The 2500-nt window shown below is 50.1% G+C and carries 2 rRNA genes (both only partly in view); both read left to right on the top strand.

Annotated elements, in window-relative coordinates:
• Positions 1-27 (top strand): 16S ribosomal RNA (locus tag MHH33_RS00450); it begins 1528 nt to the left of the window's first position.
• Between the two features lie 202 nt (positions 28-229).
• Positions 230-2500 (top strand): 23S ribosomal RNA (locus MHH33_RS00455); it runs 661 nt beyond the window's last position.
• The 16S and 23S rRNA genes sit together here, the layout of an rRNA operon.

Raw genomic sequence — 2500 nt, forward strand, 5'->3', positions numbered from 1 at the left:
GGAAGGTGCGGCTGGATCACCTCCTTTCTAAGGATAATCACGGAATATAGACCTTGGGTCTATACGTTGACGTTTTGCGTTCAGTTTTGAAGGTTCATCTTCTTTATAGAAGACGATACTTTCAAAACTTGTTCTTTGAAAACTGGATAAAACGACATTGAAAGCAATAAACATTCAAGTAATTCAACATACAACTTCGGTTGTATGCGTAAGAACTTTTTAACTTTTAGGTTAAGTTAATAAGGGCGCACGGTGAATGCCTTGGCACTAGGAGCCGATGAAGGACGGTACTAACACCGATATGCTTCGGGGAGCTGTAAGTAAGCTTTGATCCGGAGATTTCCGAATGGGGAAACCCACTGTTTTTAATAGAGCAGTACGTTTGCGTGAATACATAGCGCATCCGTGGCACACCCAGGGAACTGAAACATCTAAGTACCTGGAGGAAGAGAAAGAAATTCGATTCCCTGAGTAGCGGCGAGCGAAACGGGAAGAGCCCAAACCAAGAAGCTTGCTTCTTGGGGTTGTAGGACACTCAATACGGAGTTACAAAGGAACGAGTTAGACGAAGCGATCTGGAAAGGTCCGCCGCAGCAGGTAAAAGCCCTGTAGTCGAAAGTTCGTTCTCTCCTGAGTGGATCCTGAGTACGGCGGAACACGTGAAATTCCGTCGGAATCTGGGAGGACCATCTCCCAAGGCTAAATACTACCTAGTGACCGATAGTGAACCAGTACCGTGAGGGAAAGGTGAAAAGCACCCCGGAAGGGGAGTGAAAGAGATCCTGAAACCGTGTGCCTACAAGTAGTTAGAGCCCGTTAATGGGTGATAGCGTGCCTTTTGTAGAATGAACCGGCGAGTTACGATTGCATGCAAGGTTAAGCTGAGAAGGCGGAGCCGCAGCGAAAGCGAGTCTGAATAGGGCGATAGAGTATGTAGTTGTAGACCCGAAACCAGGTGATCTACCCATGTCCAGGGTGAAGGTAAGGTAACACTTACTGGAGGCCCGAACCCACGCACGTTGAAAAGTGCGGGGATGAGGTGTGGGTAGCGGAGAAATTCCAATCGAACCTGGAGATAGCTGGTTCTCTCCGAAATAGCTTTAGGGCTAGCCTCAATTTTGAGAATCCTGGAGGTAGAGCACTGTTTGGACTAGGGGCCCATCCCGGGTTACCGAATTCAGACAAACTCCGAATGCCAGAGATTTATAATTGGGAGTCAGACTGCGAGTGATAAGATCCGTAGTCAAGAGGGAAACAGCCCAGACCACCAGCTAAGGTCCCCAAGTAATTGTTAAGTGGAAAAGGATGTGGCGTTGCTTAGACAACCAGGATGTTGGCTTAGAAGCAGCCATCATTTAAAGAGTGCGTAATAGCTCACTGGTCGAGTGACGCTGCGCCGAAAATGTATCGGGGCTAAACAATTCACCGAAGCTGTGGATGGATTCCGTATGGAATCCGTGGTAGGAGAGCGTTCTAAGGGCGTTGAAGCTAGACCGGAAGGACTGGTGGAGCGCTTAGAAGTGAGAATGCCGGTATGAGTAGCGAAAGACGGGTGAGAATCCCGTCCACCGAATGACTAAGGTTTCCTGAGGAAGGCTCGTCCGCTCAGGGTTAGTCGGGACCTAAGCCGAGGCCGATAGGCGTAGGCGATGGACAACAGGTTGATATTCCTGTACCACCACTCCACCGTTTGAGTAATGGGGGGACGCAGAAGGATAGGGTAAGCGTACTGTTGGTTATGTACGTTCAAGCAGTAAGGCGTGGAATGAGGCAAATCCCGTTCCTATAACGTTGAGCTGTGATGACAAGGACCATTAGGTCTGAGTTCCTGATTTCACACTGCCAAGAAAAGCCTCTAACGAGGTGGAAGGTGCCCGTACCGCAAACCGACACAGGTAGTCGAGGAGAGAATCCTAAGGTGAGCGAGAGAACTCTCGTTAAGGAACTCGGCAAAATGACCCCGTAACTTCGGGAGAAGGGGTGCTCTATTAGGGTGTTAAAGCCCGAGAGAGCCGCAGTGAATAGGCCCAGGCGACTGTTTAGCAAAAACACAGGTCTCTGCAAAACCGTAAGGTGACGTATAGGGGCTGACGCCTGCCCGGTGCTGGAAGGTTAAGAGGAGTGCTTAGCGCAAGCGAAGGTGCGAATTGAAGCCCCAGTAAACGGCGGCCGTAACTATAACGGTCCTAAGGTAGCGAAATTCCTTGTCGGGTAAGTTCCGACCCGCACGAAAGGCGTAACGATCTGGGCACTGTCTCAACGAGAGACTCGGTGAAATTATAGTACCTGTGAAGATGCAGGTTACCCGCGACAGGACGGAAAGACCCCGTGGAGCTTTACTGTAGCCTGATATTGAATTTTGGTACAACTTGTACAGGATAGGTAGGAGCCTGAGATTCCGGAGCGCCAGCTTCGGAGGAGGCGTCGGTGGGATACTACCCTGGTTGTATTGAACTTCTAACCCTTGCCCCTTAGCGGGGCAGGAGACAGTGTCAGGCGG

It is taken from the genome of Paenisporosarcina sp. FSL H8-0542, from assembly GCF_038632915.1.
Lineage (GTDB): Bacteria > Bacillota > Bacilli > Bacillales_A > Planococcaceae > Paenisporosarcina.